This is a genomic window from Vibrio sp. Y176 (assembly GCF_033438945.1).
The window spans coordinates 1-618 of the sequence record NZ_JAWOQS010000753.1 but is presented as its reverse complement, the minus strand read 5'-3'; the positions used below and the strand labels follow the sequence as shown (position 1 = coordinate 618).

General features: G+C 45.3%; 1 protein-coding gene and 1 pseudogene. One reads left to right on the top strand and one right to left on the bottom strand.

Features of this window, described 5'->3' with window-relative positions; translation table 11 throughout:
- Window positions 1-346: protein YgfX (locus R7O13_RS28465; protein ID WP_318305403.1), on the top strand; the 346-nt coding region annotated here is incomplete at its 5' end.
- A gap of 18 nt (window positions 347-364) precedes the next feature.
- Here R7O13_RS28465 and R7O13_RS28460 read toward each other — a convergent pair.
- A pseudogene (locus R7O13_RS28460) lies at window positions 365-618 on the bottom strand (L-aspartate oxidase); the annotation flags it as partial.

Here is a 618-nt window from a genome sequence, read left to right as displayed (position 1 = left end):
TTTCTTAAGCTTGACTTGGGCCGTGTCTCTCTCCGACATTCCGCTCGTATTATCGACTTATTTGTTATTACTGATTGCTAGCAAGCTACGTGATCCAGGCTTTGTCCTTTTGTCGAGTCAAGGGCATTGGTATGTGCATAGTGACGGCACGGTAAAAAATGAAACGAGTAATTCGCATATCAAACACGTCAACCTGACGATGCTGCCTTTTAAACTCTCCTTTACGCTAGAGTCGGATGAAATGGTGACGATTTGGCGAGACAGTTGTGATGAACGGTGCTATCGGCAACTTTCCTTGATTTTGCGTCAATGGAAAATGAAACAGGGAGCCAAAGCTCCCTGTTGATAAGCGTTACATTCGATATTAATTATCGGTTAACTGCTTTGCTGGTACCAGAATTGTCGGGCCGCTGTTTTCCAGTTGATTTGGGTAATCAAGCGTGTAGTGCAGGCCGCGGCTCTCTTTACGCTGCATTGCACAGCGAACCATAAGCTCTGCAACTTGCAGTAGATTACGCAGTTCCAACAAGTTATTAGATACGCGGAAGTTACTGTAGTACTCATGCGTTTCTTGTTGTAGCAGTTGAATGCGGCGCAATGCACGCTCTAAGCGCTTAT